Annotated in this window: 22 protein-coding genes; 10 read left to right on the top strand and 12 right to left on the bottom strand. The window is 63.6% G+C overall.

What is annotated here, in order from left to right; genetic code table 11:
* Window positions 1-195: 195 nt before the first annotated feature.
* Window positions 196-3,039 (top strand): bifunctional [glutamate--ammonia ligase]-adenylyl-L-tyrosine phosphorylase/[glutamate--ammonia-ligase] adenylyltransferase, encoded by a 2,844-nt coding sequence (glnE, locus tag HDE76_RS12210; RefSeq protein WP_179480684.1) that lies wholly within the window; start codon window positions 196-198, stop codon window positions 3,037-3,039.
* Between the two features lie 51 nt (window positions 3,040-3,090).
* Here the strand turns inward: glnE and HDE76_RS12205 are convergent, their stop codons facing one another.
* Window positions 3,091-4,068 carry a mitochondrial fission ELM1 family protein gene (locus HDE76_RS12205; RefSeq protein ID WP_179480686.1) on the bottom strand — a complete coding sequence of 326 codons (978 nt, stop codon included), beginning with the start codon at window positions 4,066-4,068 and terminating at the stop codon, window positions 3,091-3,093.
* Between the two features lie 133 nt (window positions 4,069-4,201).
* Here HDE76_RS12205 and HDE76_RS12200 point away from each other — a divergent pair, with 133 nt between their 5' ends.
* The 6 genes from HDE76_RS12200 (at window position 4,202) to HDE76_RS12175 (ending at window position 9,121) form a co-directional block, all read left to right on the top strand.
* The gene (locus HDE76_RS12200; protein ID WP_179480688.1) at window positions 4,202-4,795 is read left to right on the top strand and encodes a malonic semialdehyde reductase; all 594 of its coding nucleotides are present in this window, start codon (window positions 4,202-4,204) and stop codon (window positions 4,793-4,795) included.
* 68 nt (window positions 4,796-4,863) lie between these two features.
* Entirely contained in the window at window positions 4,864-5,460 is a 597-nt protein-coding gene (locus tag HDE76_RS12195) for a YceI family protein (RefSeq protein ID WP_184507930.1), read from the top strand.
* Window positions 5,461-5,599: 139 nt separating this feature from the next.
* Window positions 5,600-5,806 (top strand): zinc-finger domain-containing protein, encoded by a 207-nt coding sequence (locus HDE76_RS12190; RefSeq protein ID WP_179480692.1) that lies wholly within the window; start codon window positions 5,600-5,602, stop codon window positions 5,804-5,806.
* Window positions 5,807-5,896: 90 nt separating this feature from the next.
* Entirely contained in the window at window positions 5,897-7,012 is a 1,116-nt protein-coding gene (locus HDE76_RS12185) for a glycosyltransferase (RefSeq protein ID WP_255457822.1), read from the top strand.
* 62 nt (window positions 7,013-7,074) lie between these two features.
* Window positions 7,075-8,367: an O-antigen ligase family protein gene (locus HDE76_RS12180; RefSeq protein WP_179480696.1), complete on the top strand. Its 1,293-nt coding sequence runs from the start codon at window positions 7,075-7,077 to the stop codon at window positions 8,365-8,367.
* Entirely contained in the window at window positions 8,357-9,121 is a 765-nt protein-coding gene (locus tag HDE76_RS12175) for a glycosyltransferase family 2 protein (protein ID WP_179480698.1), read from the top strand. Before HDE76_RS12180 ends, HDE76_RS12175 begins: the two co-directional genes overlap by 11 nt.
* Window positions 9,122-9,235: 114 nt before the next feature.
* On the opposite strand, the gene HDE76_RS12170 is transcribed toward HDE76_RS12175, so the two are convergent.
* The 3 genes from HDE76_RS12170 to lpxL form a co-directional block, all read right to left on the bottom strand.
* Window positions 9,236-10,360, bottom strand: a complete 1,125-nt coding sequence (locus HDE76_RS12170; RefSeq protein ID WP_184507927.1) for a glycosyltransferase family 4 protein — start codon at window positions 10,358-10,360, stop codon at window positions 9,236-9,238.
* Window positions 10,357-11,103 carry a polysaccharide deacetylase family protein gene (locus HDE76_RS12165; protein WP_255457823.1) on the bottom strand — a complete coding sequence of 249 codons (747 nt, stop codon included), beginning with the start codon at window positions 11,101-11,103 and terminating at the stop codon, window positions 10,357-10,359. The genes HDE76_RS12170 and HDE76_RS12165 overlap by 4 nt, the downstream gene beginning before the upstream one ends.
* Window positions 11,104-11,214: 111 nt before the next feature.
* The gene (gene lpxL, locus HDE76_RS12160; protein WP_255457824.1) at window positions 11,215-12,132 is read right to left on the bottom strand and encodes an LpxL/LpxP family Kdo(2)-lipid IV(A) lauroyl/palmitoleoyl acyltransferase; all 918 of its coding nucleotides are present in this window, start codon (window positions 12,130-12,132) and stop codon (window positions 11,215-11,217) included.
* 106 nt (window positions 12,133-12,238) lie between these two features.
* Between lpxL and waaA the strand changes: the two genes are divergently transcribed.
* Entirely contained in the window at window positions 12,239-13,504 is a 1,266-nt protein-coding gene (gene waaA, locus HDE76_RS12155; protein WP_255457833.1) for a lipid IV(A) 3-deoxy-D-manno-octulosonic acid transferase, read from the top strand.
* A 76-nt stretch (window positions 13,505-13,580) separates the two neighbouring features.
* Here the strand turns inward: waaA and HDE76_RS12150 are convergent, their stop codons facing one another.
* Complete coding sequence (locus tag HDE76_RS12150) at window positions 13,581-15,011, bottom strand: TolC family outer membrane protein (protein ID WP_184507925.1); 1,431 nt, start codon at window positions 15,009-15,011, stop codon at window positions 13,581-13,583.
* A 35-nt stretch (window positions 15,012-15,046) separates the two neighbouring features.
* Window positions 15,047-15,706 carry a protein-L-isoaspartate O-methyltransferase gene (locus tag HDE76_RS12145; protein ID WP_179480708.1) on the bottom strand — a complete coding sequence of 220 codons (660 nt, stop codon included), beginning with the start codon at window positions 15,704-15,706 and terminating at the stop codon, window positions 15,047-15,049.
* Between the two features lie 273 nt (window positions 15,707-15,979).
* Between HDE76_RS12145 and HDE76_RS12140 the strand changes: the two genes are divergently transcribed.
* Both HDE76_RS12140 and HDE76_RS12135 read left to right on the top strand, forming a co-directional pair.
* Window positions 15,980-16,630 (top strand): TetR/AcrR family transcriptional regulator, encoded by a 651-nt coding sequence (locus HDE76_RS12140; protein ID WP_255457825.1) that lies wholly within the window; start codon window positions 15,980-15,982, stop codon window positions 16,628-16,630.
* 507 nt (window positions 16,631-17,137) lie between these two features.
* Window positions 17,138-17,734, top strand: coding sequence for a DUF892 family protein (locus HDE76_RS12135; protein WP_179480710.1), 597 nt, complete (start codon window positions 17,138-17,140; stop codon window positions 17,732-17,734).
* Between the two features lie 101 nt (window positions 17,735-17,835).
* Here HDE76_RS12135 and HDE76_RS12130 read toward each other — a convergent pair whose 3' ends face one another.
* The 6 genes from HDE76_RS12130 to HDE76_RS12105 form a co-directional block, all read right to left on the bottom strand.
* Window positions 17,836-18,852, bottom strand: a complete 1,017-nt coding sequence (locus tag HDE76_RS12130) for a zinc-binding alcohol dehydrogenase family protein (protein WP_179480712.1) — start codon at window positions 18,850-18,852, stop codon at window positions 17,836-17,838.
* Between the two features lie 134 nt (window positions 18,853-18,986).
* A complete protein-coding gene (gene ppa, locus HDE76_RS12125; RefSeq protein ID WP_179480714.1) occupies window positions 18,987-19,523 on the bottom strand; it encodes an inorganic diphosphatase in 537 nt (178 codons plus the stop codon).
* A gap of 90 nt (window positions 19,524-19,613) precedes the next feature.
* Window positions 19,614-20,468 carry a 2OG-Fe(II) oxygenase gene (locus HDE76_RS12120; protein WP_184507922.1) on the bottom strand — a complete coding sequence of 285 codons (855 nt, stop codon included), beginning with the start codon at window positions 20,466-20,468 and terminating at the stop codon, window positions 19,614-19,616.
* A 138-nt stretch (window positions 20,469-20,606) separates the two neighbouring features.
* A complete protein-coding gene (locus HDE76_RS12115; RefSeq protein WP_255481595.1) occupies window positions 20,607-22,697 on the bottom strand; it encodes a prolyl oligopeptidase family serine peptidase in 2,091 nt (696 codons plus the stop codon).
* Between the two features lie 225 nt (window positions 22,698-22,922).
* A complete protein-coding gene (locus tag HDE76_RS12110) occupies window positions 22,923-24,980 on the bottom strand; it encodes a sodium-translocating pyrophosphatase (RefSeq protein ID WP_184507916.1) in 2,058 nt (685 codons plus the stop codon).
* A 237-nt stretch (window positions 24,981-25,217) separates the two neighbouring features.
* Window positions 25,218-26,495, bottom strand: a complete 1,278-nt coding sequence (locus tag HDE76_RS12105; RefSeq protein ID WP_179480722.1) for a 6-phosphofructokinase — start codon at window positions 26,493-26,495, stop codon at window positions 25,218-25,220.
* Window positions 26,496-26,607: the final 112 nt, after the last annotated feature.

Below are 26,607 nucleotides of genomic sequence, written 5' to 3'. Positions count from 1 at the left end.
GTCCTGCGCTTGCTGACATGGTTTAGACACGGAAATGTAATCGAGCGCAGATGAACCCAGTGTGGGTGGCGACGTGCCGATGCTGAACGGCATTTGAGCGTGAGCGTGCCTCCTGCGGGGCCGGTTTACCGATAACCGGCATGCCTGGCCCGGTCGTTGACCCGTCGACCCTGTCGCGTGCGGCACAATGCCGGGATGTCAGCTCAAGAATCTCCCGCGCTGCGCGCATTGATCGACGATCGTTACGGCGATCTGCTTGCCCGTTGCCGCAGTGCCGGCCTCCACGTTCAGCATGACGACGAGGACACCGCGCGTATCCGCCATACCCTTCTGGCCAGCGACTTCGCCTTCGACGTGTGGTCGCGCCAGCCGGAACTGCTGTCGCCGTCCGGGCTGGCGCGCTTGTATGACACAAGCGCGGCGAATGCCCGCGTCGACGATTTGAAGCTGCCGGATGACGAGGCAGGCAGTCTCAAAGTGCTGCGCCGCTTTCGTCACGCCGAGGCGCTGCGCCTGGTGTTTCGCGATGTCAATCAGCTCGATGCATTGCCCGAGACGCTGTCGGCGACCAGCGTGCTCTACGAAGTTCTGCTCGGCGTGGCGCTGGCCTGGTCCGAACGGGCGCTAGCCGCGCGCTACGGGCAAGCCCGCGATCATGACGGCGAGCGGCAGCGCATGGTCGTGGTCGGCTTCGGCAAGCTCGGCGGCAGCGAGCTGAATTTTTCCTCCGACATCGATCTGGTGCTGGCCTATCCGCAGGGCGGCCAGAGCGATGGCTCGCGGCCGCTCGACAACAGCGAATACTTCGTGCGGCTCGGGCGCCAGCTGGTGCGCCTGTTGAATGAGCCGACGATGGATGGCATCTGTGCGCGGGTCGATCTGCGTCTGCGCCCGTTCGGCAACGCCGGCCGGCTGGCGCTGTCGTTCGGCGCGATGGAGCAGTACTACCAGAGCGAAGGCCGCGACTGGGAACGCTATGCCTGGATCAAGGCCCGCCCGGTCGCCGGCGATCGCGCGGCCGGCGAACAGCTGGAGGAGCTGCTGCGGCCATTCGTTTATCGCAAATACCTCGACTACACCGCGTTCGCGGGCCTGCGTGAGATGAAGGCGTTAATCGATGCCGAGGTCGTGCGCAAGGATCTGGCCGACAACCTCAAGCTCGGCCCGGGCGGTATCCGCGAGATCGAATTCATTGTGCAGTTAACCCAGCTCATTCGCGGCGGTCGCGAACCCAGCCTGCGCGTGCGCGGCCTGCTTCCTGCGCTGGCCGAGTGCGAAGCGCGCGGGCATATTCATGCGGTGCGGGCGAGCCTGCTGCGCGATGCCTACGTGCTGCTGCGCCGCGTGGAGAATCGCGTGCAGATGCTGCGCGATGCGCAGACGCACGACATTCCCGAAGACGACCTGAGCCGCGAACGCATCGCCCTGAGCCTGGGCTATGCCGACTGGCATGCGCTCGACGCGGCGCTGGCCGAGCATCGCGCCAACACCAGCGAGGAGTTCGCCGCCGTACTGATGCCACAAGGTGGCCGCGCGGCCACGGTGCCGGTGCAGGACATGCTGCTGTGGCAAAAGGCCTGCGACGAATCCCTCGATGCGGCCGCGCTGGAGGCTTCCGGTTTCAGCGGCGGCGTCGAGCTGGCCGATGCGCTGTTGAAACTGCCGCAGGCTGCCGCCGTGCGCGCGATGTCGGTGCGCTCGCGCGAACAGCTCGATCATCTGATGCCGCAGCTGCTCGACGCGGCGCGACTCAGTGCGGCACCGGTACCGTGTCTGTTGCGCCTGTGCCGGCTGATGCAGGCGGTGGCGCGGCGCTCTTCGTATCTGGCGCTGCTGGAAGAGCAGCCCGGCGCGCGCAAGCGCCTGGTGCAGCTGTTCGCCGACAGCGCATTTCTGGCCGAGCGCGTCATCGCGCAGCCGCTGCTGCTGGATGACGTGCTCGATCCGCGCATCGATCAACTGCCGTTCAAGCGCGCCGACATCGTCGCCGAAATCACCCGCGTGCTGGCCACGCTGGACGAGCGCGAGGCCGAGGCCGAGCTCGAGCGGATCAACGAATTCAAGGCCTCGACCGCCTTCCGGCTCGGGCTGGCCTTCAATGACGGTCGCGTCGATGCGGTGGCCACCGCGCGACGGCTGGCCACGTTGGCCGAGTCGGTCGTGATCGCGGTGACCGCACTGTCCGAGCGCGAGCTGATCGTCAAGCACGGTCGGTTGCCGGGCGTGGGCTCGGGCTTTGCCGTGCTTGGCTACGGCAGCATGGGCGGCAAGGAGCTGGGCTTCGCGTCGGATCTCGATCTCGTCTTTGTTTACGACAGCCGTCGTGCGAGCGCGTTGAGCGACGGCGATCGGCCACTCGAAGGCGTGCGCTGGTATCAGCGCCTCGCGCAGCGCGTGCTGAACTGGCTTACTGTGCTGACCCGCGCCGGTCGACTCTACGAAGTCGATGCGCGTCTGCGGCCGGATGGTTCCAAGGGTCTGCTGGTGAGCAGTCTGGACACGTTTGTCGCGTATCAAAAAAGCCGCGCCTGGACCTGGGAGCATCAGGCGCTGCTGCGGGCGCGGCCGGTGGCCGGCGATGCGGCGCTCAACGACGATCTGGCGCAGGTGCGTCGCGACATTCTGTCCGTGCCACGCGATCACGCGACGGTGTTTGCCGAAGTCAGCAGCATGCGTCGGCGTTGGCGCACCGAGCGCGATCGCTCCGATGCGCGCCAGCTCGATTTGAAGCAGGGGCACGGCGCCTTGCTCGATATCGAATTCCTGCTGCAGGGGCTCGTGCTGGCGAACGCATCGCACCACCCAGAGCTGCTGGAAGTCACGGCCAACGCGGCGATGATCGAAGCTTGCCGAAGGGCACGGCTGATCGACGCCAACCAGGCGGCGATACTGACCGTCGCGCATGCCGATCTGCTGCAGCGCTCGCTCACCTGCACGATGGATCTGCGCTCGCGCCTTGCACCGCGCGATGCGGAGCTCAAGCAGGTCTGTGCCGGCGTATGGGACGTCGCCGAGGGGCTGGGTTTTCAGTTCGGCTGAAACGCGTTGGGTGTAGTCAGTCGCTCCGGTCTAGAAACTTGGCGCGCGAGGTCAGGACAGCGCCTGCCGTGCCCGTATGCGGCGACACAGTTCGTCGGCCAGGGCCTCGGTTTCCCGCAGTGGCGGTGCCGAGCTGGCGGCGTCGGAATCGATATCGAGCAGCAGGCCGGCGTCGCGCAGGGCGGCATGAAACCGTTCGATTTTTGCCGGCAGTGGCGCCATGGCAAACGTATGCACCGGGCAGCCTACCGCGCAGGCCTCGCTGAGCATGTTCACCGAGTCGGGCGTCACTACCAGGCGATCGGCCCAGCCGAGCACGCCAGGGTAGGGATTGGGGCCATCGTCGTGCCCGGCCCAGATCAGGCCCGGCACGTCTCGAAACGCCTGGCGGAAGACGTCGATCAGCGCGGTGGGCGTGCGACGTGAGGCCAGCACCAGCAAGCTGCCGCGTTCGCGCCGATGCCGATCGAGCAGGTGGCCGGCCAGACGTTGCGCGTAATCGGCGTCGAACATCATGCCCTGGCGCGGACCGCCGAGCAGGACGCCGACGCGCGGCTGCGGCAGGTCGGCCAGTGCGGGACAGGATTCGCGCCCGTCCGCCAGCCAGCCGTCGTCGACGGTGTTGAGCGAGCCCATCGGCGTCAGCACGTTGGCACCATGCAGCTCGTCGTGCAGCGGCGCGATCACCGTGTCCCAGTGCGCCGGATCGATTCGCGGATCGAGAATCTGCACCGTGTAGCAACGACCGGAAGAAAGCCGACGCAGTTGCCGCGTAAAAAGCGCGGCGGCTCGGCCACAGCCGATCGCCACGTCCGGCCACGGCGGCGCAAACAGACGCTGCTGATCCGCACTCAGTGCCAGAGCGCCGCCGATGGAAAGGCGCGGTGCCAGCCACGACCACGGCGGGCGCGGTTCGAGTATCAGATGGCGCACCGGCAGGCCCAGCCGTTCGGCCACAGCCCATGCCTGGCGCTGGTTGCCGGCGGCATTGTCGGTAATGGCCCAGCACTCACCGCGCAGTTTCAGCATGGTCGGCGGCGCGGCATTGTTTCCCCTGCGAGCACAGTACGTTCCTCAAGCCCATGATCTGTTGGTAACGCCACACCTATACACTGAACGCCTACCGCGCCGTGACGGTGCACTGTGACGATAGAGGATACCGATGAGCCAGACACTTTCCGAGGCCGCCCTCGACCAGCTCTTTCGCGAGGCCCGCACGTTCAATGCGTGGCAGCTCAAAGAGGTCAGCGACGAGCAGCTGCACCAGCTGTATGACCTGACCAAGTTTGCGCCGACCAGCGCCAACGCGTCGCCGATGCGCGTGGTATTCGTGAAGTCGAAAGAGGCCAAGGCCAAGCTGGCACCGTTTCTGTCCGAAGCCAATCGCGCCAAGACGGCGGAAGCCCCGGTCACCGCGATCATCGGCAGCGACCAGGCCTTTTACGAAAAGCTGCCGAAGCTTTTCCCGCATGCCGATGCCCGCAGCTGGTTTGTCGGCAATCAGGCGATGATCGAGGCTACCGCGTTCCGCAATTCCAGCCTGCAGGGTGCGTATCTGTTGCTGGCAGCACGTTCGCTGGGCCTGGATTGTGGGCCGATGTCCGGCTACGACCAGGCGGGCGTCGACGCGGCCTTTTTTGCCGGCACGTCGATCAAGTCCAACTTCTTGATCAACATCGGTTACGGCGACGCCAGCCGCAATATGTTCCCGCGCAGCCCACGGCTCACGTTCGACGAGGCCTGCACGATCGCCTGATGGCGCAGTGCCACTACACCGTTCTGAAATCGTCCTTTCAAGCTCTCACCTTTCCCAGGAGATACCTCATGCGCACTCTTCGTTTTCTCGCCATCGCCGGTTTGCTCGGCGCCGCCGTCTCTTCGGTCCAGGCCGCGCCGGTCACCTACCAGCTCGACCCGGGCCATACGATGGTGCTGTTCACCTGGAATCATTTCGGCTTTTCCAACCCTACCGCCAACCTGCCGCTGGGCAGCGGCACCCTGGTGTACGACGAGAAGCAGCCGTCCAAATCCAGCGTGGAAGTGACGCTGCCGCTGACCAATCTGGATACCCATGTCAGCGCGCTTGATGAGCATCTGAAAAAGCCGGATTTCTTCGACGCCGCCAAATATCCGGACGTGACCTTCAAGAGCACCAAGGTGCAGCCGCTCGGTGGCGACAAGTTCAAGGTGACCGGCGACTTGACCGTGCACGGTGTGACCAAGTCGGTCGTGCTGGATGCCAAGCTCAACAAGGTCGGCGAGCATCCGATGAAGAAGGTGCAGGCGATCGGCTTCGACGCCACCGGTACGCTGAAGCGCTCGGATTTCGGCGTGGCGGCTTATGTGCCCAACGTCAGCGACGAGATCAAGATCCACATCACTACCGAAGGCGCGGTCGCCAAGGCCGACGCGGCCAAGTAAGCCACGCGGTAACGCCAACACGATTGACCCCAGCCCGCGCCGGCAACGGCGCGGGTTTTCCATATCTGGCTATGGCCTATCCGACGTGAGCGCTCAGCCTGCTACCATTCTCCTCTTGTCAGATCGTCCGGAGTTCCTCATGTCGCGCCCCGTTTCTGCCGTGTCGCTGGTGCCGGCCAATGCCGAAAATCGTTACGAAGTGACGCGCGCCGACCTACCGCTGTCCTGCCCGATGCCCGGCATGGAGGTGTGGAATTCGCATCCGAAGGTCTATCTGCCCATCGAGGGCGACGGCGGCGAGTCCGTTTGCGCCTATTGCGGTGCCAAATACGTGCTGCGCGACTGATCGCAGGCGTTACTTCACTGCAGTCAGCGGCACTGTTTTTGCTTTACCCATCGGATGAAAGTCATTAGCCCAGAGCTCGCGCCTAGCGCCATGGCGCCAGCCAGACGGCTTACCGTCGTCCAGCTCATCCCGCGTCTGCATGCCGGCGGTGCGGAGCGTTCGACGCTGGAGATTTCCCGTGCACTGGTGCTGGCGGGCCATCGCTCGGTGGTGATCTCTGCGGGCGGCCGGATGGTCGAGCAGCTGCAGGCCGAGGGCGGCGAACACATCACGCTGGACCTGGCGCGCAAGTCGCTGCGGACGCTGGGACGGCTTGGCCAGCTTCGTCGTCTGCTGCAGCAGATACGACCCGACATCGTGCATGCGCGCTCGCGGCTGCCGGCGTGGCTGGGCTGGTGGGCCATCAAGGGGCTAACCCCGCGGCCACATTTCGTCACCACCGTGCACGGGCTCAATTCGCCCGGTCGCTACAGTGCGATTCTGCTGCGCGGCGAAAAAGTGATTGCGGTGTCGCAGACCCTGCGGGACTACGTGCTGAGCCACTACCGTTGGCTCGAGTCGAGCCGCGTGCGGGTGATTCCGCGCGGCATCGATGCCGCTGCGTTCCCCTACGGCCACCGCCCGGACGACGGGTGGACGAAGGCGTTTTTCACCGAGTACCCGGCGCTGGCTGGTGCGCCGCTGCTGACGCTTCCGGCCCGCGGCACCCGCCTCAAGGGACACCACGATGCGATCGAACTGCTGGCCGATCTCAAGCGTCGCGGTGTCGAAGCGCGCCTGCTGCTGCTGGGCGTCGTGGAGCCGGGTCGTGAGGAGTATCTGGCCGAGCTGCAGGAGCTGATCCGTGTGCGCGGCGTCACCTCGCAAGTAGTGCTGACGCCGTCGCGCAGCGACGTGCGCGATATCTATGCGATATCCACGCTGGTGCTGCAGTTGTCCAACAAGCCTGAATCGTTTGGGCGCACCGTGATCGAGGCGCTGTCGCTGTGTCGGCCGGTGCTCGGTTACGCCCACGGTGGCGTCGGCGAGCTGTTGGCCGAACTGTATCCTGCCGGTCGCGTGCCGCCGGGCGATCGCGAAAAGCTGGTGGATCGTGCGGCCGAACTGCTGCGCGTTGCCCCGCCGATCGCTCCGCTGCAAAGTTATCGACTGGTCGACATGCAGCAGGCCACGCTGGCGTTGTATGCGGAGGTCGCCGGCAGCTGAGTTCGGTCTCCCGAACACCCGCTCGCCTACAATGCGCCATTGTCTTCATCACGGCGGGTTGCATGATTCCCATTCGCTCCACGCTCAAGGCCGCGCTGCGCTCGCCGCTGCTGCCGTTCTGGCTGGTGGTGGCGCTGTTGCCGGTGGGGCGCAGTTCTGAGCTGGGTACGGTACTTTGCCTGCTTGGGGTGATCATGCTCTTTGCCAGGTATCCGCATGCGCTGCGGGAAAATACCGGCGCGCGTCTGCTGCTGTGGCTGCTGGCAGCGTATATCGGCGCGGCGCTGATATCCGCCTTCGGCTCCGTGGTTCCCGGCAAGAGCTGGGGCACGGTGGCGGCAATCCTGCGATACGTTCCTCTGGGCTTGTACGCCTGCTTCGCGATTCGTCGCACCGAAAAGCTGCAGATGCTGTTCGACGGCGTGGCGCTGGTGGTCGCGTTCTGGGCCGCCGATGCCTGGATTCAGGCATTCACCGGTTGGAGTCTGGGCGGCCATGCCGAGGCCGAACGTCTATCCGGCATTTTTGGCGCCGCCAATCTCAAGCTGGGGCCGACGTTGGCCGTGTTGTCGCCTTTCGCGCTCTGGGCCGCGTCCCGACGATGGGGTTTGCCTGGGCTGCTGCTGTCTTTCGGTTTTTTGCTCGGGCCCGTGCTGCTGGCCGGATCGCGCGCGGCGTGGATTTGCTATGCCCTGGTCGCGGTGGCTTTCGTCTGGCGTGAGGCTAGAACGCCGACCCGATTTATCGGGTTCTGCGCGGTCGTTGCCGGCGCGCTTGTGCTGGCAGGAGGTGTCGCGTGGAAAACCTCCGAGCGTTTCCACAGCCGCATGGACCGCACCTTGATTGCGCTGCGTGGAGACCCCCAATCGGTGGATACGGCGCTGAGCGGACGGCTGGATATCTGGCATGCCAGCGCCGAGATGATCGCGGCGCATCCCATCAACGGCGTCGGCGTGCGCGGTTTTCGTTATGCCTATCCGCACTTCGCGCCGGCGACGGACCATTTTGTGATGGACGAGTCGTGCGGCGAAGGCGAAGGCGCCTGTCATCCGCACCAGCTGGTGTTGGAGATACTTTGTGAAACCGGGGCGGTGGGGTTGCTGCTGTGGCTTGCGGGCGCCTGCCTGGCATTTTGCGCCTGGCGAAATGTGGGTCCAGCGGCGCGCGCGCGGGCTTTTCCTGCGACAGTGGCGATCGGCGTGATGCTGTTTCCTCTAAACACACATTTGGCCTTCTATTCGGCGTGGTGGGGCTTGCTGTTTGGCTGGCTGCTTGGACTATGGTGCGCATCGATATCTGTTGAAGTAGCCTCTGATGGAAGCGATGCGGACGGGGCGGTCGGCCATGTCGCGTGAACCGCTGTCGGTGGTCGTGATCACTTTCAACAACGCCGATACGTTGGACGAGTGCCTTCGCCAAGTCGACTGGGCCGACGAAATCGTGGTGCTCGACTCCGGCTCCACCGATGCCACGGCACGCATTGCCGAAGCGCATGGTGCACGCATGGCCGTACATCCCTTCGACGATTACGGCCCGCAGAAGCAGCGCGCTTACGACATGGCCAGTCACGACTGGATACTCAACCTGGATGCCGATGAGATCCTCTCGCCTGGAACCCGAGAGATCATTGAAGAGGCTTTAGTTGCTCCTCGTCATGCGGGCTTTCGCCTGCCGCGCCGCGAGCGCATGTTCTGGACTGTGCAGCACCGCTTGAGCTGGCGCAACGGACACCTGCGGCTTTTCGATCGACGCCGCGGCGGCATGAACGATGTCGAGGTCCATTCTGCCGTCGAGGTACGCGGACCGGTAAAGACCCTGCATCGCGCCGACTTCGTCAACAACGGCGACAGCGACATTGCCACCCGAATAGAAAAGATCAACCGTTACACCACCGGCATGGTCGCGTACAAGCTGCGCAAGCGTCAGCGTTTCACGGGGCTGCGCATGGTGTTCTATCCGCCGGTCTTTTTTCTGCGCCAGTACATCGGCAAGCGTTATTTTCTGAATGGCTGGGCGGGGTTTATCGCCAGCGTTACCGGCGCCTTCTATGCGTTCTTGAAGTACGCCAAGCTGCACGAGGCTAAGCGGCGTGGAAATATCCGGCCCTAGACGTACCGCACCGGACTCGCCGTTTCTACGATGCGATCGAAATGTCTCCCGTTGCGCCAGCGGTCGCCGCTGATTCGGCTGTGCACGGGAGTCAGGTTAAGGGCCGGGATCGGCTCATAGTGAAGCCGTCTGCCCCGCAGAGGCGTCCACGGCTGCAATCCGGCGACTTGTCAGCGTTTTTTCAAACGCTGCAGCGATGACTGACGTGCTGAAGTTTGTGGCAACAAAGGCTTGCGCGGCTTGGCCCATCGTCTCGCGCCGATGGGCGTTGCTCAGCGTGAGGATCGCGTCACGCCAAGCGGGGACGTTTCCCGGTTCAAGGAGCAGCCCCGTCGCGTTTGCCTGTAGGGTTTCCGGTACACCGCCAACGTTGCTTCCCAGTACGGGTATGCCGCAAGCCTGCGCTTCGACTGCCACTCGGCCAAAGGTTTCCGGCCGCTTGGAGGGAAAGGCCAGCATCGAGATGGCGTTGTAGAAGGGGTGTACGTCTTCCATCCAACCGGTGAAATGGTGCCGGTGCGCCGTTTCAGGATGTGCCGCGACGCGCTCGCGCAGGACCGCGGCATCGGGACCGTCGCCGACCCAGAGGCAGTGCAGCCGCGGTTCGTCGCGCATCGCCGCGCCGGCGGCTTCGAGCAGGGTGAAGATGCCTTTGCCGTCGCTCATGCGGCCGAAATAGCCCACGACGATGGCGTCTTCGGGTATGCCGATCTGGCGACGAATGCGCCGGTGCTGTTCGGCGTCGGGCCGGTAGATACCCAGATTGACCGGGTTGTACAGAATCTGCACCAGCTCGGCGGGAACGCCGCTATCGAGGTACGCCTGCCGGGCATAGTGGGACACGGCGAAAAAGCGGTCGGCCAGCCGCGGCAGGAAATAACCGGAAAGGCGACTCATCGCGGGCGTACGGTGACGGAACAGTGCCACCTTCGCGCCGAGCAGTCGACCGCAAAGAACGAGAGGCCAGTATTCCTTGCCGAAATTGCCGACCAGCCAGTCGGGCTTTTGTTCTTTCGCTGCGGCAAAGACCGCGCGATAGCCGCGCACATCGAAGATATTGCGAAACCGCGCATGGTGCAGGCGTACGTTCGATCCGGCCAAGCCGTGCGAAATCAGGCCGTCCGGATAGACCACCGCGCTGACGTCGTGCCCCGCTTCCGCCATGGCCTGCGCCAGCGCCACGAAATGGGTCGCGGCGCCGGTGTGTTCAGGGTTGGTGCCGACAAATAGAAACTTCATCGACGCCGATCCTCGTAGCCGGAAAAGACTTTCATGGCGAACTGCGGCAGCAGATGGTGGCGCGCGATCTGCATGCGCGGCAGGCGCCACAAGTCGTCGCCAGCGACAGCGCGGCCGCGGTGTGTAGTCGTGGCCGTGCGGAAGCCGGCCTCGCGGGTGACCTCGACCACACGCTCGTTTTCATCGCCATACGGGTAGCAGAACTGGGTTACCTCGCTGCCGATGCGATCCTCCAGCTCTTCCTTGCAACCGCGAATTTCGCCGTGCAGCTGCGGCTCGGTGCATTGGGTGAGGCGGGGATGGGTGCGCGTATGCGCGCCGATTTCCATGCCGCCGTCGCGCCATGCACGAAGCTGCTCGGTGGTCATCAGCTGTTTGCGAATACCCAGGCGCTGGTCGTCCCAGCTGTTGTAGCGACCGATCTGTCCGCTGACGACATAGCAGGTCGCGCTGAACCCCCATTTTTGCAGCACCGGCATGGCGGACTGCAGGTTGTCGGCGTAGCCATCATCCAAGGTGATGACCGCGACCCGCCCGCTTTTCTCGCCGCGCAGATAGGGCTCGGCCGCCGTGACGGACAGCCCGATATAGCCAAGCCGGTGCAGCAGCCACATCTGGCGGCCGAATGCGCCGGGGCTCACGTACAGGCTGCGGTAGACCGCAAGGTCGCGCGGCGCCGGCGCGATGTTGTGATACATCAGGATCGGAATCGCCGCTAGATGGGTGTTGGCGGGTGAAGTCATGGACGCAAAGTCTTCCTTGAGCTGCCCGGAATGCGCCGCCGGTCTGGCAGCGCAGCTAATTCAGGCGATGCGCGATTCTCGGGCGGGTTCCTGTCGCGAATCTGTCGCGCCTCAGTACAGCGTTGGCTGCCCTTCAGGTCGACTTTTGAAGCGCTTGTGCACCCACAGATATTGTTCGGGCGACTCGCGCACCATCTGCTCGATGCAGCCGTTCACCCTGGCCGTGTCGATCAGTGCGTCGGTACTGGGGAAGTTTTCCAGCGGCGCGCCCAGGCGAAGTGCGTAGCCTGTTCCATCGGGCAGGCGGCGATGGAAAAACGGAATCACCGCGGCGCCGGACAGCCGCGCCAGATGATGCGTCGCCGTGATGGTGGCGGCCGGCACGCCGAAAAACGGCACGAAGACACTGTCCTTGCTGCGCATGTCCTGATCGGGCGCGTACCAGAGCGTGCCGCCGCTGCGCAGATACTTCACCGTGCCGCGCAGGTCGTCCTTGTCGAACATGGTGGTGGCGTAATCCAGCCGGGCACGCAGTACGGCCCACTCGAACACGGCCGAGTCCATCTTGCGGTACATGCCGGAAATGCGAATGCGCTGCGAAACCAGCCGCGCGCAAAGTTCGAGATGCGAAAAGTGGCCGCCCACCAGCAGCACGCCCTGACCGCGGGCGCGCGCCTGCTCCAGATGCTCCAGACCCTCGATGACGATGGGGATGCTGGCGATCTTCTTTTCGCTGCCCATCCAGCCCAGCGCAAATTCCACCAGCATCAGGCCGATGTCGCGCAGATTGTCGTCGACCAGCCGTCGCCGAGCCGCGGCATCGAGCTCGGGAAAACACAGCGCGATATTGGTTTCGGCGATATGCCGGCGTGCCGACGGCACTCTCATGACCAATCCGCCGAGGCGACGGCCGAGCCAGAGCAACGCGGCGTACGGAAGTCGAGCGATCAGCCAGATCACGGCAACGCCAACCCACGCCGGCCAATGACGTGGTGCGAGCAGCGATCGGATAAAACGGGGGCGTGGCATGCCTGGCATCCGCACCATTGTAACGGGCGCTTTCGGCGGCGGCTCGCACAAATCGCTGTGGCTATACTTGAACGTTGATTTATCGGCTGATCGGCGGATTCTCTTGCTGCGTTTTCTGTACACCATTGCGATGTATCTGGTCACACCATTGCTGGTGTTGCGACTGCTGGCCCGCGGCGTGCGTTCGCGGCCCTATCACCGACGCTGGCCGGAGCGATTCGGCATTTTCGAAGCCCCCGGCTTCAACGGCAGCCTGTGGATTCATGCCGTTTCGGTCGGTGAGGTCAATGCGGCCGAGCCGCTGATCAAGGCGCTGCAACGCGATTATCCGAACGCGCCGCTGGTGATCACCACGGTAACGCCCACGGGCACGGCGCGGGTCCATCAGCTGTTCGGCGACAGCGTGTTCCACGTCTACCTGCCCTACGACCTGCCGTTCTCGGTGAACCGCTTCATGCAGCGCGTGCGGCCGCAACTCGCGCTCATCGTGGAAACCGAAATCTGGCCGAATCTCTATTTTGCCTGCCGCGATCGCGGCATTCCGCTGATGATCGTCAATGCGCGCCTGTCGGAGCGTTCGCTGCGCGGCTACAAACCGCTGCGCAGTCTGGTGCGATCCTCGCTGCGCTGTGTCCGGCAAATCGCCGCGCAGTCGCGCACCGACGCGGCGCGCTATCGATTGCTGGGTGCCGATCCCCGACAGCTCGTGGTCACCGGCAATATAAAGTTCGACATGCCGATCCCCTGCGGTGCCGTCACCGATGGCGCTGCGATGCGCGAGCACTGGGGCGCGCGGCGGCCGGTATGGATGGCGGCCAGCACGCACGAGGGCGAGGAACTGGCTGTGCTGCAGGCGCATCTTCAGGTGCTCAAGCGCTTGCCCGATGCGCTGCTGCTGCTGGCGCCACGTCATCCGGAACGATTCCGCATGGTCGAGCAATCCGTACGCAGCCTGGGTTTCACCACCGCCAGCTACAGCGTCGATGGTCTGCCGCTGCCGATGCATCAGGTCTTCGTGATCGATGCGATGGGTCGGCTGATGCCGTTTTTTGCCGCATCGGAAGTCGCTTTTGTCGGAGGCAGCCTGGTGCCGATCGGCGGACATAACGTGTTGGAACCGGCAGCGCTGTCGATACCGGTGCTGGTGGGACCGCACACGTTCAATTTCGAGGAAATCACCGTCAGTCTGATGCAGCAGGGCGGCGCCGAGCGCGTCGCCAATAGCGAGGCGCTGGGTCCAGACGTGCTGGCGCTGCTGCTGGACCCGGCCAGGCGCGAGCGTATGGGGCAGGCCGCGCAGACGGTTTTTGATCGCGAGCGTGGCGCCGTGCATCGCATCATGCGGATGATCGACAGCCTGCTGCAGGAATAGTCAGGCGTATAAAAAAACGGGCCTTATGGCCCGTTTTTACTTTCCATGCTCAAAGTTTTGAGTGCGGCCGACGCGTTTACTGCAGCAGCACGTTGGCTGCCTGGATATCCTTGTACTCGATCCGTCCGGTCGAGTAGCGCAGGTTGAGCTTGTCCAGCACCAGCTGGTGACGCGCCTGCGAGTACGTGTTCTGGGCCGACGTCAGGGTCTGGATCGCGTTGAGCACGTCGATGATGGTCTGCGTGCCGACATTGAACCCGGCGCGCGTGGCGTCGAGCGCCTTCTGTCCGGATTCCACCGCGGCCTTGCCCGATCGCACCTCCTCGATATCCGCCAGCACCGAACGGTAGTAGTTCAGCGTGGTGCGAACGACCAGACGGCGCTCGGACTCCAGCGAGTCCTTGGCCGCATCGCGCTGGTAGATCGACTGACGCACGCGCGACTGCGTTGCACCGCCGGAAAAGATCGGCACCGACAGCGTCACGCCGATCGTGTTGCCGAAGCGGCCGTTGCCGGTATATGCCGAAGCGCTGCCGTTTTGCAGCCACTCGGTGCTCTTCGCACGGCTGACGGTGGCATTGAGGGTAGGCAGGTGGCCGGCGCGTGCCGCGCTAATATCGTGTTCGTAAGCGGTGACGGTGTACTGCTGGGAAAGAATGCTGGGGTTGTACTTGATCGCATCCTGCACCCACGCGTTCGGATCGGCCGGCACGGGCGGATCGAGCGGCAGATCGTCGCGCAGCTTCTTCAGATCGCCGACCGGCTGCCCGGTGATCTGCGTCAGCGCTTCACGCGCGTCGTTGAGGGTGTTCTGCGCGGTAATGGTCTGGGCCTTGGCCGCCTCGTACGCCGCTTTCGCCTGGTACGCTCCGGTGATCGCGGCGGTGCCGGCCTTGAACTGCGCGTCGGCCTGGTCGTACTGCTTCTTGTAGGCGTCTTCGTTCGCCTTGGCGAAGGTCAGCGCATCCTCGTCGGTGAGAATGGTGAAATACGCCGTGGCAACGCGCACATACAAGTCCTGCTCGGCGGACTGGTAGGTCTGCTCGCTGGCATCGGCGGTGGCATGGGCGGCCCGCAGATCGGCAATCTTGCTGAAATCGAAGATCACCTGATCGATCTGGCCGGACAGGTTGCGCGTGCGCACGTGGCCGGTATCGGAGTTGCCGCCCGTCGTGCTGTTGGACAGCGGGCCGGTACAGGCGTACGTGCCGGTTCCGGCGGCGATGCCGTCGCACAGATAACTGTTGCTGCCGGTGCCCGTGAGGCTGCTGGAGGACGAGCTGCCGCCGCTGGTCTGGGTCAGTCCGTAACTGGCGGAAATCTGCGGCAGCAGCAGCGCACGTGCCTGCGGCACGCCTTCGCGCGTGGAAAGATTGGTCGCGTCGGCCTGCTGCAGCACGGGGTCGTTGGCGCGCGCCTGCCGGTAGGCATCGAGGAGGTCTTCGCTATGGCCGGGCAGCGAAATGGCGGCGAGAGCCAACGCCAGAGAGAGCAGCTTCAAACGCATGGGGTGCCTCGTGGGGGAATCGGTCGGGGGCGAACTTAAAAGACGAAACGCTTCAGCGGTTCGGCGTGAGTGAGATAGGGGAGATCGGTTTCAAAAAGCGTCTCTTCCCGATAGCGTCCGGCGCCTTCGTGGGTCAGCAAGGTGGCATGCTGCACGGGCGACTGGCCACGAACGACCAGCGCGCGCGCATCCGTCTTCAGCCAGCTCAGCCAGCGCGCCGGTATGCTCGACACCGCACCGGTAACCACCAGCGCATCGAATAATTCATCCGGCTGCCAGCCCTCGACGGCTTCGCCAGTGACGAGGGCGACGTTGTGGATGCCGGCCTTTTGCAGATTCTTGGTGGCGTCCATCGTGAAGTCGGCATGGATGTCCACGCTGGTGACGTGGGCCGAGAGGCTGGCCAGGCAGGCGGTAAGAAAGCCCGAGCCGGTGCCGATTTCAAGCACGCGATCGGTCGGCTTGAGATCCAGCGCCTGCAGCACGCGGCCCTCGACCACCGGCTTCATCATGACTTCGCCGTGACCAAGCGGCAGACAAAGGTCGGCAAAGGCGAGCTGACGGTGTGCAGCGGCGACGAAGTCTTCGCGACGAATTTTGCCGATGACGTCCAGTACTCGGCCATCGAGCACTTCCCAAGGGCGCACCTGGTTTTCCACCATGTTCGAGCGCGCTTGATCGAAGTTCATTGCCATTGTTTCGTGTCCCGTGTCGATCAAATAAGGTGGAAAAGAATAATTGCAGCAGCGGGAGCCCGACAACGTAGTGGACGAGGCACGATGACAGACTGCCGGTTGTCGTGCGGCCTTCGAAGTGCCGGAAGTCACCGCAACCGGCTGACTGCCGTCACCTGGCGATCCGCCGATGTCTGCATGCGCCGCGTCTGAACGCTTTGAAACAAGTGTTTGGAAAATAATTGAACCGCTGCGTATAATAAAGCTCGAATCATCATTTGTGAAGGTGCGGGCATGAGTATCAGCGCGCAAATCAGACCTCAGGGGCCAGGCCGCCCGAAGGATATGGAAAAGCGTGCGGCGATTCTCGCGGCAGCCAAGGCATTGTTCGTGCGCAATGCATTCGCCGGAACCAGCATGGATGCGATCGCAGCCGACGCCGGTGTATCCAAACTCACCGTGTACAGCCATTTTGGTGACAAGGACAATCTTTTTCGTGAAGTCATTCGATCACGGGTGCAAGACTGGCTGCCGGAAGAAATCTACGCCTACGATCCGAAGGTCGATATCGGCGAGATCCTGAAAAGGATCTCCAACGCGCATATGCTGATCGACTGTCAGACCGACAGCATCGGTACGTTTCGCGCGATTCTCAGCGATTGCCGTCAAGGCAACCCCCGCTACGGCAAGCTGCTTTGGGAGGAAGGGCCCGCCCGAAACCATCGTTTGATGGAGCGGCTGTTTCAAGATGCGGTCGATGATGGCGTGCTGGATATTCCATGCGTCAAGACGGCGGCCATCCAGTTCATGTCGTTGATCAAGGGCGATCTGCTGCTCCGTCGCCTTTGCGCTTGCGACGAATGCCCGGATACGGCGGCGGCAGAAATCGAAACCATCGCAAAGGCCGGCGTGGCCACCTTCTTGCGTGCCTATCGGGTTCGCTGAATCTGCAAGAACTTGGCACGAGCGCCAGGAAATTCGACGTTATTGGAGCAGCACACGAACAAAGCGTCTATTTGCATGTTCGCTTATTGGCCGAGATGGGCGCCAATTACGTCGTGCGGCGTGCGCGGCGATGTATCCGCAGAAGTTCCAAGTTCCAGGGATTTTCGTGTCCCGCTAACGGCGATACTGCATCATGTGTCACGCAGCGGATGCCATATCTGGCCGAATGCCCTTGTCTGCTGTCGACGTTGGCGGAAGTCTAAGGTCGAAGGCGGCCAATGAAACTCAGCGGTCAGTCCGCAGCCGTACCGACTGCTGCTCGAGCAAACCCTTCGGATTTCTGCCGCGCTACGCCATCGCGCAGCCGCCCTTGCGGCAACGAGAATCGTTCAAGATGGTCTTCACTCGGCCTTACCAAGGACATTTCTAGGCTAGTGGCAATCTAAGGCGGTGCCGGTAAATCACGTTGCGCGGGCCGGCGCCTATTACCCATCTAAGGAGCAAGCCATGGCCAAGGCCAAGCCGTTCGTTACCGACATCGAAAACATCCGCAAGCGCGCGCGCCAAGATATCGAAAAGGGCGCCATGACGGCCGGATACAGCGCCGATCGCGCCACTGTTGTGAAGCTCTTGAACCACGCGCTGGCCACCGAAATCGTGTGCGTGCTTCGTTACAAATATCACTATTACATGGCGTCCGGCATCAATTCGCAGAGCGTAAAGTCCGAGTTTCTGGAGCATGCCAACGAAGAGCAGGGCCACGCGGACCTCATTGCCGAACGCATCACCCAGCTCGATGGCAAGCCCAACCTCTCGCCCGAAGGTCTGTTGACCCGTAGTCACGCCGATTACGTCGAAGGAACCGACTTGGTCGATATGATCAAGGAAAATCTGGTGGCCGAGCGCATCGCCATCGACAGCTACCGCGAGATCATCGACTACATCGGCACCGATGACCCGACCACACGCCGTATGCTGGAAGGCATTCTGGCGATGGAAGAGGAGCACGCCGAAGACATGAATACCCTGCTGGAACAGCTGGGCAAAAAAGGCGAACCGGCCAAGCCTGCGCCCGAAAAGAAGACTTCTAGCAAGCATCACTGATCGCCGCTGCGCTCACGCGCCCAGACGGCGGATGCAGCAACGAACGAGGGACCGCATGCGGTCCCTCGTTCGTTTCCAGGTTAGTGCCTGCCGCGGTTAGCTTACCAACCGGCAAGCACCAGCTTGCCGATCGTCTTGCCGGATTCCAGCCGTCGATGCGCCTCGCGCAGCGTGGCCGCCGAAATAGGAGAGAGCGTTTCGGTACGCGTGCCGTGCAGTTCGCCAGCGTCGATCAGCGCCGCCACGCGATCGAGAATTTTGCCCTGCTCGTTCTGGTCGGCCGTCTTGTAGCGCGAGCGGGTGAACATCAGCTCCCAGTGGATGCCGATGCACTTGGACTTATAGGGATCGCCGATATGCAGCGCGCCGCTGGGTTCCACGATCAGGCCGACATGGCCCTGCGGCGCAAGAATCTCGCCGATGATCTCCCAATAATGATCGGTGTCGGCGAAATTCAACGCCGCGTCCACGTCCGCAAAGCCCAGCGCCTGCAGTTGGGCGGGCAGCGGCTGACGATGATCGATCACATGATGTGCGCCCATGGATCGACACCAGTCGGATGTCTCCGGTCGTGACGCGGTCGCGATAACGACAAAGCCCGCACGCCTAGCCAGCTGGATCGCCAAGGACCCCACGCCGCCGGCCCCCGCGATGATCAGCAGCGATCTGCCCTTGCCGCCGTGCTCGCTGTCGAAAGGCATGCGCTGGAACAGCAGCTCCCAGGCGGTGAGCGAGGTCAGCGGCAGCGCCGCGGCATCCGCCGCCTCCATCGACCTTGGCGCATGTCCGACAATGCGCGCATCCACCAGCTGATACTGCGCATTGCTGCCGGGCCGGGTGATGTCGCCGGCGTAGTAGACGCGATCGCCGACGCTGAAGCCGCTGACCGATTCGCCCATGCTTTCGATCACGCCCGCGGCGTCGTAGCCCAGCACCTTGGGCTGAGTCTCGATCTGTGCTTTGGGCGAGCGCACCTTGGTGTCGACCGGGTTCACCGAAACGGCTTCCACGCGCACCAGCAGATCGTGGCCGCTGGCGGTCGGCTGAGGTAAGTCGACATCGACAAGCGATTCGGGATCGTCGATCGGCAGATAACGTGTAAGGGCGACGGCTTTCATGCGGGCTCCATGAGCGGAAGAGTCCGAAGCATAGCGACCGCAGGGTGAGCATGCGGTCAGATAAAGTGCAAAAAAAGCGGCGCTTCTTGCGAAGCGCCGGCCTGGCGATCAGCAAAGTCGCGCTGCTGCAGCGATCAGTGCTTTTCCTGCTGGTAGCGCTGAATGCCGGCCAGAATTTCGGCCTTGGCCTCGTCGGCGCTGACCCAGCCTTCCACCTTCACCCACTTGCCTTTTTCCAGATCCTTGTAGTGCTCGAAGAAGTGGCCGATGCGCTCCAGCCAATGCCCCGACACGCCGCTCATATCCTTGATATGGGCGTAGCCTGGAAAGACCTTGGCCGTGGGAATCACCACCAGCTTCTCATCGCTACCGGCCTCGTCGGTCATCTTCAGCATGCCGACCGGATGGCAGCGGATCACCGCGCCGGGGATCAGCGGCAGCGGCAGAATGACCAGGGCATCCAGCGGATCGCCGTCGCCGCCCAGCGTGCCCGGCACGTAGCCGTAGTTGCACGGATAGCGCATCGGGGTGGACAGAATGCGGTCGACGAAAATCGCGCCGCTTTCCTTCTCCACTTCGTACTTGACCGGCTCGGCATCCTTGGGGATTTCGATGATGACGTTGATGTCGTTCGGCACGTCGCGGCCGGCGGAGACGAGATGCAGTCCCATGAATTGTCCTTGATGTTTTGAAAAAGTCGACCACTGAGGATACGCGAAACGCTGCTGCAGCGCAGCGGCGCGGGTAACGGGTGGCGACGGTTAGCCTCGTTTATAGGGCCTTTCACGCAGCCATTTGGTGGCGATCCATTTTTCGCCCTTGGTCACCGGCAGGCCGGCATGCAGCGAACTTTGATCGCCGCTGTCGTAGGCAAAGTAGACCGCCGAGCCCCGCCGTGCCGTCACGGTCAGCCCGATTTCCGGAAACGCCGTGCCGCCACCGCCCTCGGGCGTGTTCAGGTACATCACGATGCTGGCGATGCGCTGCCCACCGACCGCCGTAATGGTGCTGAAGCCCGGCTGCTGCGGATCGAACCAGTCGAAGTGCGGCTCGTATTCCTGCCCCGGCAGGTAATGCAGAATCTGCAGGCCTTCACCGTGGCTGACCGGCATGTCCAGCAAGGTGGCCAGACGCTGCTCGATGGTGCTGACCAGCGGCAGTTCGTTGAGGGCGAAAAACATGCCCTCGCTGGTGCGCCGGTTGTCGACCTGGTTTTTGCCGTCGGTATCGACGGTCATGGCGCGCTTCAGGCGCGGCCGCGCCAGCTCGATCAGCTCGGCGCATTCGTCGTCCGAAAGAATGCCGTCGAGAACCCGCAGCGCCGGCTCGTTCACGCTCATCGAAATGTCGACGCGATGGCCGTCGACGGTGACGCTGGGCGCTTCGGGGTGGCGCGTTCGCTTGGCCTGCAGCGCGCTGGCGGCCGGCGTCACGGTGGTCGCGTTGAGCGCTGCCAGTGGAATCTTCAGAACGTCGGCCAGAATGCTGCGGCTCTGGCGCGGGTCGTAACCACTCTGCTTCATCAGCTGCAGTACGTCCGGCACGCTGTGGCCGTCGCGCGTGGTGGACAGAATCCATTCGCGCAGTTCGGGGCGGATCGACGGGCGTGAGTTCATGGCGGCGTGGCTGGGTCGATGACGTTGAGAGCTTACTTTAGCCGCGCCAGCAGGTGAAAGCTGTGAGGGCGGCCCGATGCTGAAAAGCAACGAGCCGGCAAGTGCCGGCTCGTTGAAGTTCCCATCGGGCCGAGTGCTTTATTTCAGCTGATCCCACAGGAAGTCGTACGCCAGCGCATGCATCAGCGCCGCCTGCTTGTTGTCCGCGCCCGCGCCGTGGCCACCTTCGAGATTCTCGTAGAACCAAACTTCGGGGTGACCCATGGCCTGCATCTTCGCCGCCATCTTGCGGGCCTGCACCGGGCCGACGCGGTCGTCGCTGGTGGTGGTGTAGAACAGTACCGGCGGGTAATGGCCGTCCTTCTTCACGTTCTGGTAGGGCGAAAAGGTCTGGATGAAGCTCCAGTCGGCGGTATCGGGGTTGCCGTATTCGGCCATCCATGACGCGCCGGCTGACAGGTGCGTGTAGCGCTTCATGTCGAGCAGCGGCACCTCGCAGGCGATCGCGCCGAACAGCTGCGGATAAATCGTCAGCATGTTGCCCATCAGCAGGCCGCCGTTGCTGCCGCCCTCGGCGCCCAGGTGCTTGGCCGAGGTGACGCCGCGTTTGACCAGATCCTCGGCGACCGCCGCAAAATCTTCGTACGCACGCGGGCGATTGGCCTTCAGCGCCGCCTGATGCCACTGCGGACCGTACTCGCCGCCGCCGCGGATATTGGCCAGCACATACACGCCGCCGCGATCTAGCCACGCGCGGCCGATGCTGCCGCTGTAGTGCGGCGACAGCGACACTTCGAAGCCGCCATAGCCGTACAGCAGGGTGCGGTTGGAGCCATCGAGCTTGATGCCCTTCGGGGCGATTTCGAAGTACGGCACGCGGGTGCCGTCTTTCGAGGTGACGAAATGCTGGGTCACTTCGAACTTCGACGCGTCGAAGAAGGCCGGATCCTGCTTGATCGTCTCGGCTGGCACGCTGCCCAGCACACCCCGCTGCAGCGAGGACGGGGTGAGGAAGCCGGTGACGTCGAGCCAGTATTCGTCGCTGTTGTCGGGGTCGGTATCGGCCACGCTGATCGAGCTGAGCGCCGGTGCGTTTGGCACGGCCTCGCGTTTCCAGTCGGCCGTCGCGTTGGTGTGGTCCGGCGGCGTGAGCACTTCCAGGCGGCTCTTGACGTCATCGAGCACGTCGAGAATCAGGTGATGGCGGGTCCAGGCGTACGACTCCAGCGAGGTATGCGCATCGGGTTTGAACAGCACGGTGAATGCGGGCTTGCCGGCCATGAAGGCGTCGAAGTTCGCCGCCAGCAGCGCGCCGGAGGGATAGGTTTCGCCGCCCACGGTCCAGGCAGAACGCGTCTGCACCAGCAGCCATTCGCGATGGGCGTCGGCGCTGGCGTCGGTCGGTACGTCGACGCGAACGAGCTTGTCGTCCTTGCGCTGGTACAGCTCGCTATGGAAAAAGTCCTTCGCGACCGAGACGAAATCGCGCTCGAAGCCGGGCGTACGATCGTGTACCGCGCCGATCGCCAGATCGGTCGTCTTGCCTTCGTACACGGTCTTGGCCTCGGCGAGGGGCGTGCCGCGTTTCCATTCCTTGACGATGCGCGGATAGCTCGATGCGGTCATCGTGCCGGGGCCGAAATCGGTGCCGACATACAGGGTGTTTTCGTCGATCCAGCTGGCCTCGGTCTTGGCGACCGGCAAGACGAAACCGTCCTTGACGAAAGATTTGCTCGGGATGTCGAACTCGCGCACGGTCACCGCGTCGCCACCGTCGGGCGACAGCGACAGCAGGCAACGCGTGTACGCCGGTTTCAGGCACTGCGAGCCCTTGAACACCCAGCGCTTGTTCTCGTCCTTGTTCAATGCATCGATATCGAGCAGCACCTCCCACTGCGGCGCCGCCTTGCGGTATTCGGCCAGCGTGGTGCGGCGCCAGATGCCGCGCGGGTTGGCCTTGTCGCGCCAGAAGTTGTAGAGGTAGTCGCCCATGCGGCTGACCGCCGGAATGCGCGCGTCTGAATCGAGCACTTCGAGAATGCGGTCGCGGGTTTTGTCGAACTCGGCGTTGTCGATGAACTGCTTGGTGGTCTTGGCGTTTTCCGTCTTGACCCAGTCCATCGCGCGAGCGCCGTGGATGTCTTCCAGCCACAGGAACGGATCTTCGGAGGCCTGAGCGCCGGTGGAGGCGGCAGCGGGGTTATTGCCATCAGCGTGAGTCGTATTCATGCCTAACAGTGTGACGCCGAGAGCCAGCATCAGCCAGACCGATTTCATCGTATGCGCCTCGTGTGCGAAGGGTGAGGGGAAACGGACTGCTGACGCAGGCCGCCAGCGTTCGAGCCTAACGGTAGCGAGCTGGCGTCGCCTGTGACTAAAGTCAGGGTGAGTCGTTGGATGCGCGCGCAGAAAAAATCCCGCCGAAGCGGGATTTCTTTACACGCGTTGATCGCCTTACAGCAGCGGAATCAGCAGCAGAGCCACGATATTGATGATCTTGATGAGCGGGTTCACTGCCGGACCGGCCGTGTCCTTGTACGGATCGCCCACGGTATCGCCAGTCACCGCGGCCTTGTGCGCCTCCGAGCCCTTGCCACCGAAGTGGCCGTCTTCGATGTATTTCTTGGCGTTGTCCCAGGCGCCGCCGCCGGTGGTCATCGAGATCGCCACGAACAGGCCGGTGACGATAGTGCCGATCAGCACGCCGCCGAGCGCCTTCGGCCCCAGCAGCAGGCCGACCACGATCGGCACCGCCACCGGCAGCAGCGACGGCACGATCATTTCGCGGATCGCCGACTTGGTCAGCATGTCGACCGCGCGCGAGTATTCCGGCTTGGCCGTGCCCAGCATGATGCCGGGGATATCGCGGAACTGTCGGCGTACCTCTTCGACCACCGCCCCGGCGGCGCGGCCCACGGCCTCCATCGCCATCGCGCCGAACAGGTAGGGGATCAGGCCGCCGATCAGCAGGCCGATGATCACCATATGGTCGGAAAGGTCGAAGGTCATCGGCACATAGGTCGTGCCGCTAAACGCCGCCTTGGCCTGCGCGGCCACATCAAGGTTGTGCGTGTAGTCGGCAAACAGCACCAGCGCGGCCAGCGCCGCCGAGCCGATCGCGTAGCCCTTGGTGACCGCCTTGGTGGTGTTGCCCACTGCGTCGAGCGGATCGGTGACGCCGCGCACCTCCGGCGGCAGGTCGGCCATTTCGGCAATGCCGCCGGCGTTGTCGGTGATCGGACCGTACGCGTCCAGCGCCACGATCATGCCGGCCATCGACAGCATCGCCGTCGCGGCAATCGCGATACCGTAAAGACCGCCGAGCGCAAACGCACCCCAGATCGCGAAGCACACCGCGATCACCGGCAGCGCGGTCGATTTCATCGACACGCCAAGGCCGGCGATGATGTTGGTGCCGTGCCCGGTGGTCGAGGCCGCCGCAATGTGCTGCACCGGCTTGTACTGCGTGCCGGTGTAGTACTCGGTCACCCACACGATCACGCCGGTCAGCAGCAGGCCGATCAGCGAGCAGCCCCAAAGATTGATCGAGCCGTGGCTGAAGCCGGTCATCAGTTGCGTGGTGATCGGATAGAACGCCGCCGCGGCCAGTACCGCGGAAACGATCACGCCCTTGTACAGTGCGCCCATGATCGAGCCGCCTTCCTTCACCTTGACGAACAGCGTGCCGATGATCGAGGCGATGATGGATACCGCGCCCAGCAAAAGGGGATACAGCACGGCATTCGGGCCGACCTCTTCAGCCATCAGGCCGCCAAGCAGCATGGTCGCTATCACGGTCACCGCGTAGGTTTCGAACAGGTCGGCCGCCATGCCGGCGCAGTCGCCCACGTTGTCACCGACGTTGTCCGCGATTACGGCCGGATTGCGCGGGTCGTCCTCGGGAATGCCTGCTTCGACCTTGCCGACCAGATCGGCACCCACGTCCGCGCCCTTGGTGAAAATGCCGCCGCCCAGACGCGCGAAAATCGAAATCAGCGAACTGCCAAAGGCCAGGCCGACCAGCGCATGCAGCGCCACTTCGCCATGCATGCCCATCTGATTGAGCACGATCCAGTAACCGGCGACGCCCAGCAGGGCCAGACCGACCACCAGCATGCCGGTGATCGCGCCGCCGCGAAACGCTACGTCCATCGCCGGACTGAGCCCGTGACGCGCCGCTTCGGCGGTACGCACGTTGGCGCGCACCGAGACGTTCATGCCGATATAGCCGGCGGCGCCCGAAAGAATCGCGCCGAGCAAAAAGCCCACCGCCGTCGGCCAGTTGAGAAAAAAACCGATCAGTAGCAGCAGCACCACACCGACCATGCCGATGGTGCGGTACTGGCGGTTGAGGTAGGCGCTGGCGCCTTCCTGGATGGCCGCGGCAATCTCCTGCATTCGCCCGTTGCCCGGCGATTGCGCCAGGATCCATTTTGCCGAAACCGCGCCGTAACCAATTGCTATCAACGCACACGCCAGAACGACGATCCACCAGCCATATTGCAGCAGCATCGGAGCCTCCCACGAGTAGTCACCCTAGTGCCGGGTCGTCCATCGGCAAACCCGGAGATAGCCGTCCTGTACGGGCGGTTGGGTCGAGTATAGGCAGACCATGCGATGCATCGTGTTGTGCGGCGCAATGTGCGGGTAGCCGAGCGACGTATCGTCAAAGCACATGCGCAGGCATGCGTCGAAAGATCCGCCGATCGGGCTTGCGCAAGAGTTTTTAGACAGGCCGGCGCAATGAAGTCAAGGCGTAAAGTCCGGCAGCTTCTTCGCCACTGCCGCATTTTTCAATTGCACGTAGCGGGGCAGGCCGTCCTTGCCATACGGGAGCGCGGCTTCGCCCGCGATCAGCGGACTCAGATAACGACGCGCTGCGGCGGTAATGCCGAAACCGTCGCGGGTGATGAAGCTCTTCGGCATTTTCTTTTCGTGGTTGGCCACCTTGCTCAGCGGCGCCGGCTGGATGTTCCAGCGGTAGGGTGCGTCGCTGCTGCGCACGATGACCGGCATCACCGCGTTCATGCCTTTGAGCGCATAGTCCACCGCGGCCTTGCCGACCGCATAGGCCTGCTCGGCATCGACCTTCGCCGCCGCGTGGCGGGCGGAGCGCTGCAGGTAATCGGGCAGCGCCCAGTGGTATTTGTAGCCGAGCTTTTCCTTCACCAGCGCGGCCAGTACCGGTGCCACGCCGCCGAGTTGCGCGTGGCCGAACGCGTCGCGGCCGCCCGCCTCGGCGAGGAACTGGCCCGCCGCGTTGCGCACGCCTTCGGAGGCCACCACGGTGCACCAGCCCACCCGTTCGACGGTGGCTTTGACCCGGGCAAGAAACGCTGCCTCGTCGAAGACATTCTCGGGAAACAGGATGATGTGCGGCGCCGCATCGGCGCTGTCCCCGGCGAGCCCCGCGGCGGCGGCGATCCAGCCTGCGTGCCGGCCCATCACCTCGAGAATGAACACCTTGGTCGAGGTTTCGGCCATCGAGGCGACGTCGAGACTGGCCTCGCGGGTGGAGATGGCGATGTATTTGGCGACCGAGCCGAAGCCCGGGCAGCAGTCGGTCACCGCCAGATCGTTGTCCACCGTCTTCGGCACGCCGATGCAGCGGATGTCGACGTTCATCGCCTTGCCGAGCTGGGATATCTTCAGTGCGGTATCGGCCGAATCGTTGCCGCCGTTGTAGAGAAACCAGCGGATATCGTGCGCGCGAAACACCTCGATCAGTCGCTCGTACTCAGCCCGGTTGGTCTCCAGCGACTTCAGCTTGTAGCGGCACGAGCCAAAGGCGCCCCCGGGCGTGTGCCGGAGCGCGGCGATTGCGCTCTTGGATTCTTTCGAAGTATCGATCAGCTCCTCGCGCAGCGCACCCAGAATGCCATTGCGCGCGGCGTACACCTTGACGCCCTTGGCGCGCGCCGCCTCGATCACGCCGGCGGCCGAGGCGTTGATGACCGAAGTCACGCCACCGGATTGGGCGTAAAGAATATTGCCGGTAACGGCAGAAGGGCGGCGGGTCAGGCTCATGGACATCCTCGACAGGCGGGTCAGACGGGAAGCCGATTATGGATCACACGAGCGTACCAAGCGGGAAGGGCAAATCTTTTCGCAACAGGGACTTGGCCCGGCGTGACTGGCG

Source organism: Rhodanobacter sp. ANJX3, assembly GCF_014200755.1.
Taxonomy (GTDB): Bacteria; Pseudomonadota; Gammaproteobacteria; order Xanthomonadales; family Rhodanobacteraceae; genus Rhodanobacter.
This window is presented reverse-complemented; position numbering and strand designations above follow the sequence as displayed.

Excerpts from the sequence above, each read along its gene's own strand:
- glnE (WP_179480684.1), top strand. The coding sequence starts at position 196 with ATGTCAGCTCAAGAATCTCCCGCGCTGCGCGCATTGATCGACGATCGT.
- HDE76_RS12205 (WP_179480686.1), bottom strand. The coding sequence starts at position 4,068 with ATGCTGAAACTGCGCGGTGAGTGCTGGGCCATTACCGACAATGCCGCC.
- HDE76_RS12200 (WP_179480688.1), top strand. The coding sequence starts at position 4,202 with ATGAGCCAGACACTTTCCGAGGCCGCCCTCGACCAGCTCTTTCGCGAG.
- HDE76_RS12195 (WP_184507930.1), top strand. The coding sequence starts at position 4,864 with ATGCGCACTCTTCGTTTTCTCGCCATCGCCGGTTTGCTCGGCGCCGCC.
- HDE76_RS12190 (WP_179480692.1), top strand. The coding sequence starts at position 5,600 with ATGTCGCGCCCCGTTTCTGCCGTGTCGCTGGTGCCGGCCAATGCCGAA.
- HDE76_RS12185 (WP_255457822.1), top strand. The coding sequence starts at position 5,897 with ATGGCGCCAGCCAGACGGCTTACCGTCGTCCAGCTCATCCCGCGTCTG.
- HDE76_RS12180 (WP_179480696.1), top strand. The coding sequence starts at position 7,075 with ATGATTCCCATTCGCTCCACGCTCAAGGCCGCGCTGCGCTCGCCGCTG.
- HDE76_RS12175 (WP_179480698.1), top strand. The coding sequence starts at position 8,357 with ATGTCGCGTGAACCGCTGTCGGTGGTCGTGATCACTTTCAACAACGCC.
- HDE76_RS12170 (WP_184507927.1), bottom strand. The coding sequence starts at position 10,360 with ATGAAGTTTCTATTTGTCGGCACCAACCCTGAACACACCGGCGCCGCG.
- HDE76_RS12165 (WP_255457823.1), bottom strand. The coding sequence starts at position 11,103 with ATGACTTCACCCGCCAACACCCATCTAGCGGCGATTCCGATCCTGATG.
- lpxL (WP_255457824.1), bottom strand. The coding sequence starts at position 12,132 with ATGCCACGCCCCCGTTTTATCCGATCGCTGCTCGCACCACGTCATTGG.
- HDE76_RS12150 (WP_184507925.1), bottom strand. The coding sequence starts at position 15,011 with ATGCGTTTGAAGCTGCTCTCTCTGGCGTTGGCTCTCGCCGCCATTTCG.
- HDE76_RS12145 (WP_179480708.1), bottom strand. The coding sequence starts at position 15,706 with ATGGCAATGAACTTCGATCAAGCGCGCTCGAACATGGTGGAAAACCAG.
- HDE76_RS12140 (WP_255457825.1), top strand. The coding sequence starts at position 15,980 with ATGAGTATCAGCGCGCAAATCAGACCTCAGGGGCCAGGCCGCCCGAAG.
- HDE76_RS12135 (WP_179480710.1), top strand. The coding sequence starts at position 17,138 with ATGGCCAAGGCCAAGCCGTTCGTTACCGACATCGAAAACATCCGCAAG.
- HDE76_RS12130 (WP_179480712.1), bottom strand. The coding sequence starts at position 18,852 with ATGAAAGCCGTCGCCCTTACACGTTATCTGCCGATCGACGATCCCGAA.
- ppa (WP_179480714.1), bottom strand. The coding sequence starts at position 19,523 with ATGGGACTGCATCTCGTCTCCGCCGGCCGCGACGTGCCGAACGACATC.
- HDE76_RS12120 (WP_184507922.1), bottom strand. The coding sequence starts at position 20,468 with ATGAACTCACGCCCGTCGATCCGCCCCGAACTGCGCGAATGGATTCTG.
- HDE76_RS12115 (WP_255481595.1), bottom strand. The coding sequence starts at position 22,697 with ATGAATACGACTCACGCTGATGGCAATAACCCCGCTGCCGCCTCCACC.
- HDE76_RS12110 (WP_184507916.1), bottom strand. The coding sequence starts at position 24,980 with ATGCTGCTGCAATATGGCTGGTGGATCGTCGTTCTGGCGTGTGCGTTG.
- HDE76_RS12105 (WP_179480722.1), bottom strand. The coding sequence starts at position 26,495 with ATGAGCCTGACCCGCCGCCCTTCTGCCGTTACCGGCAATATTCTTTAC.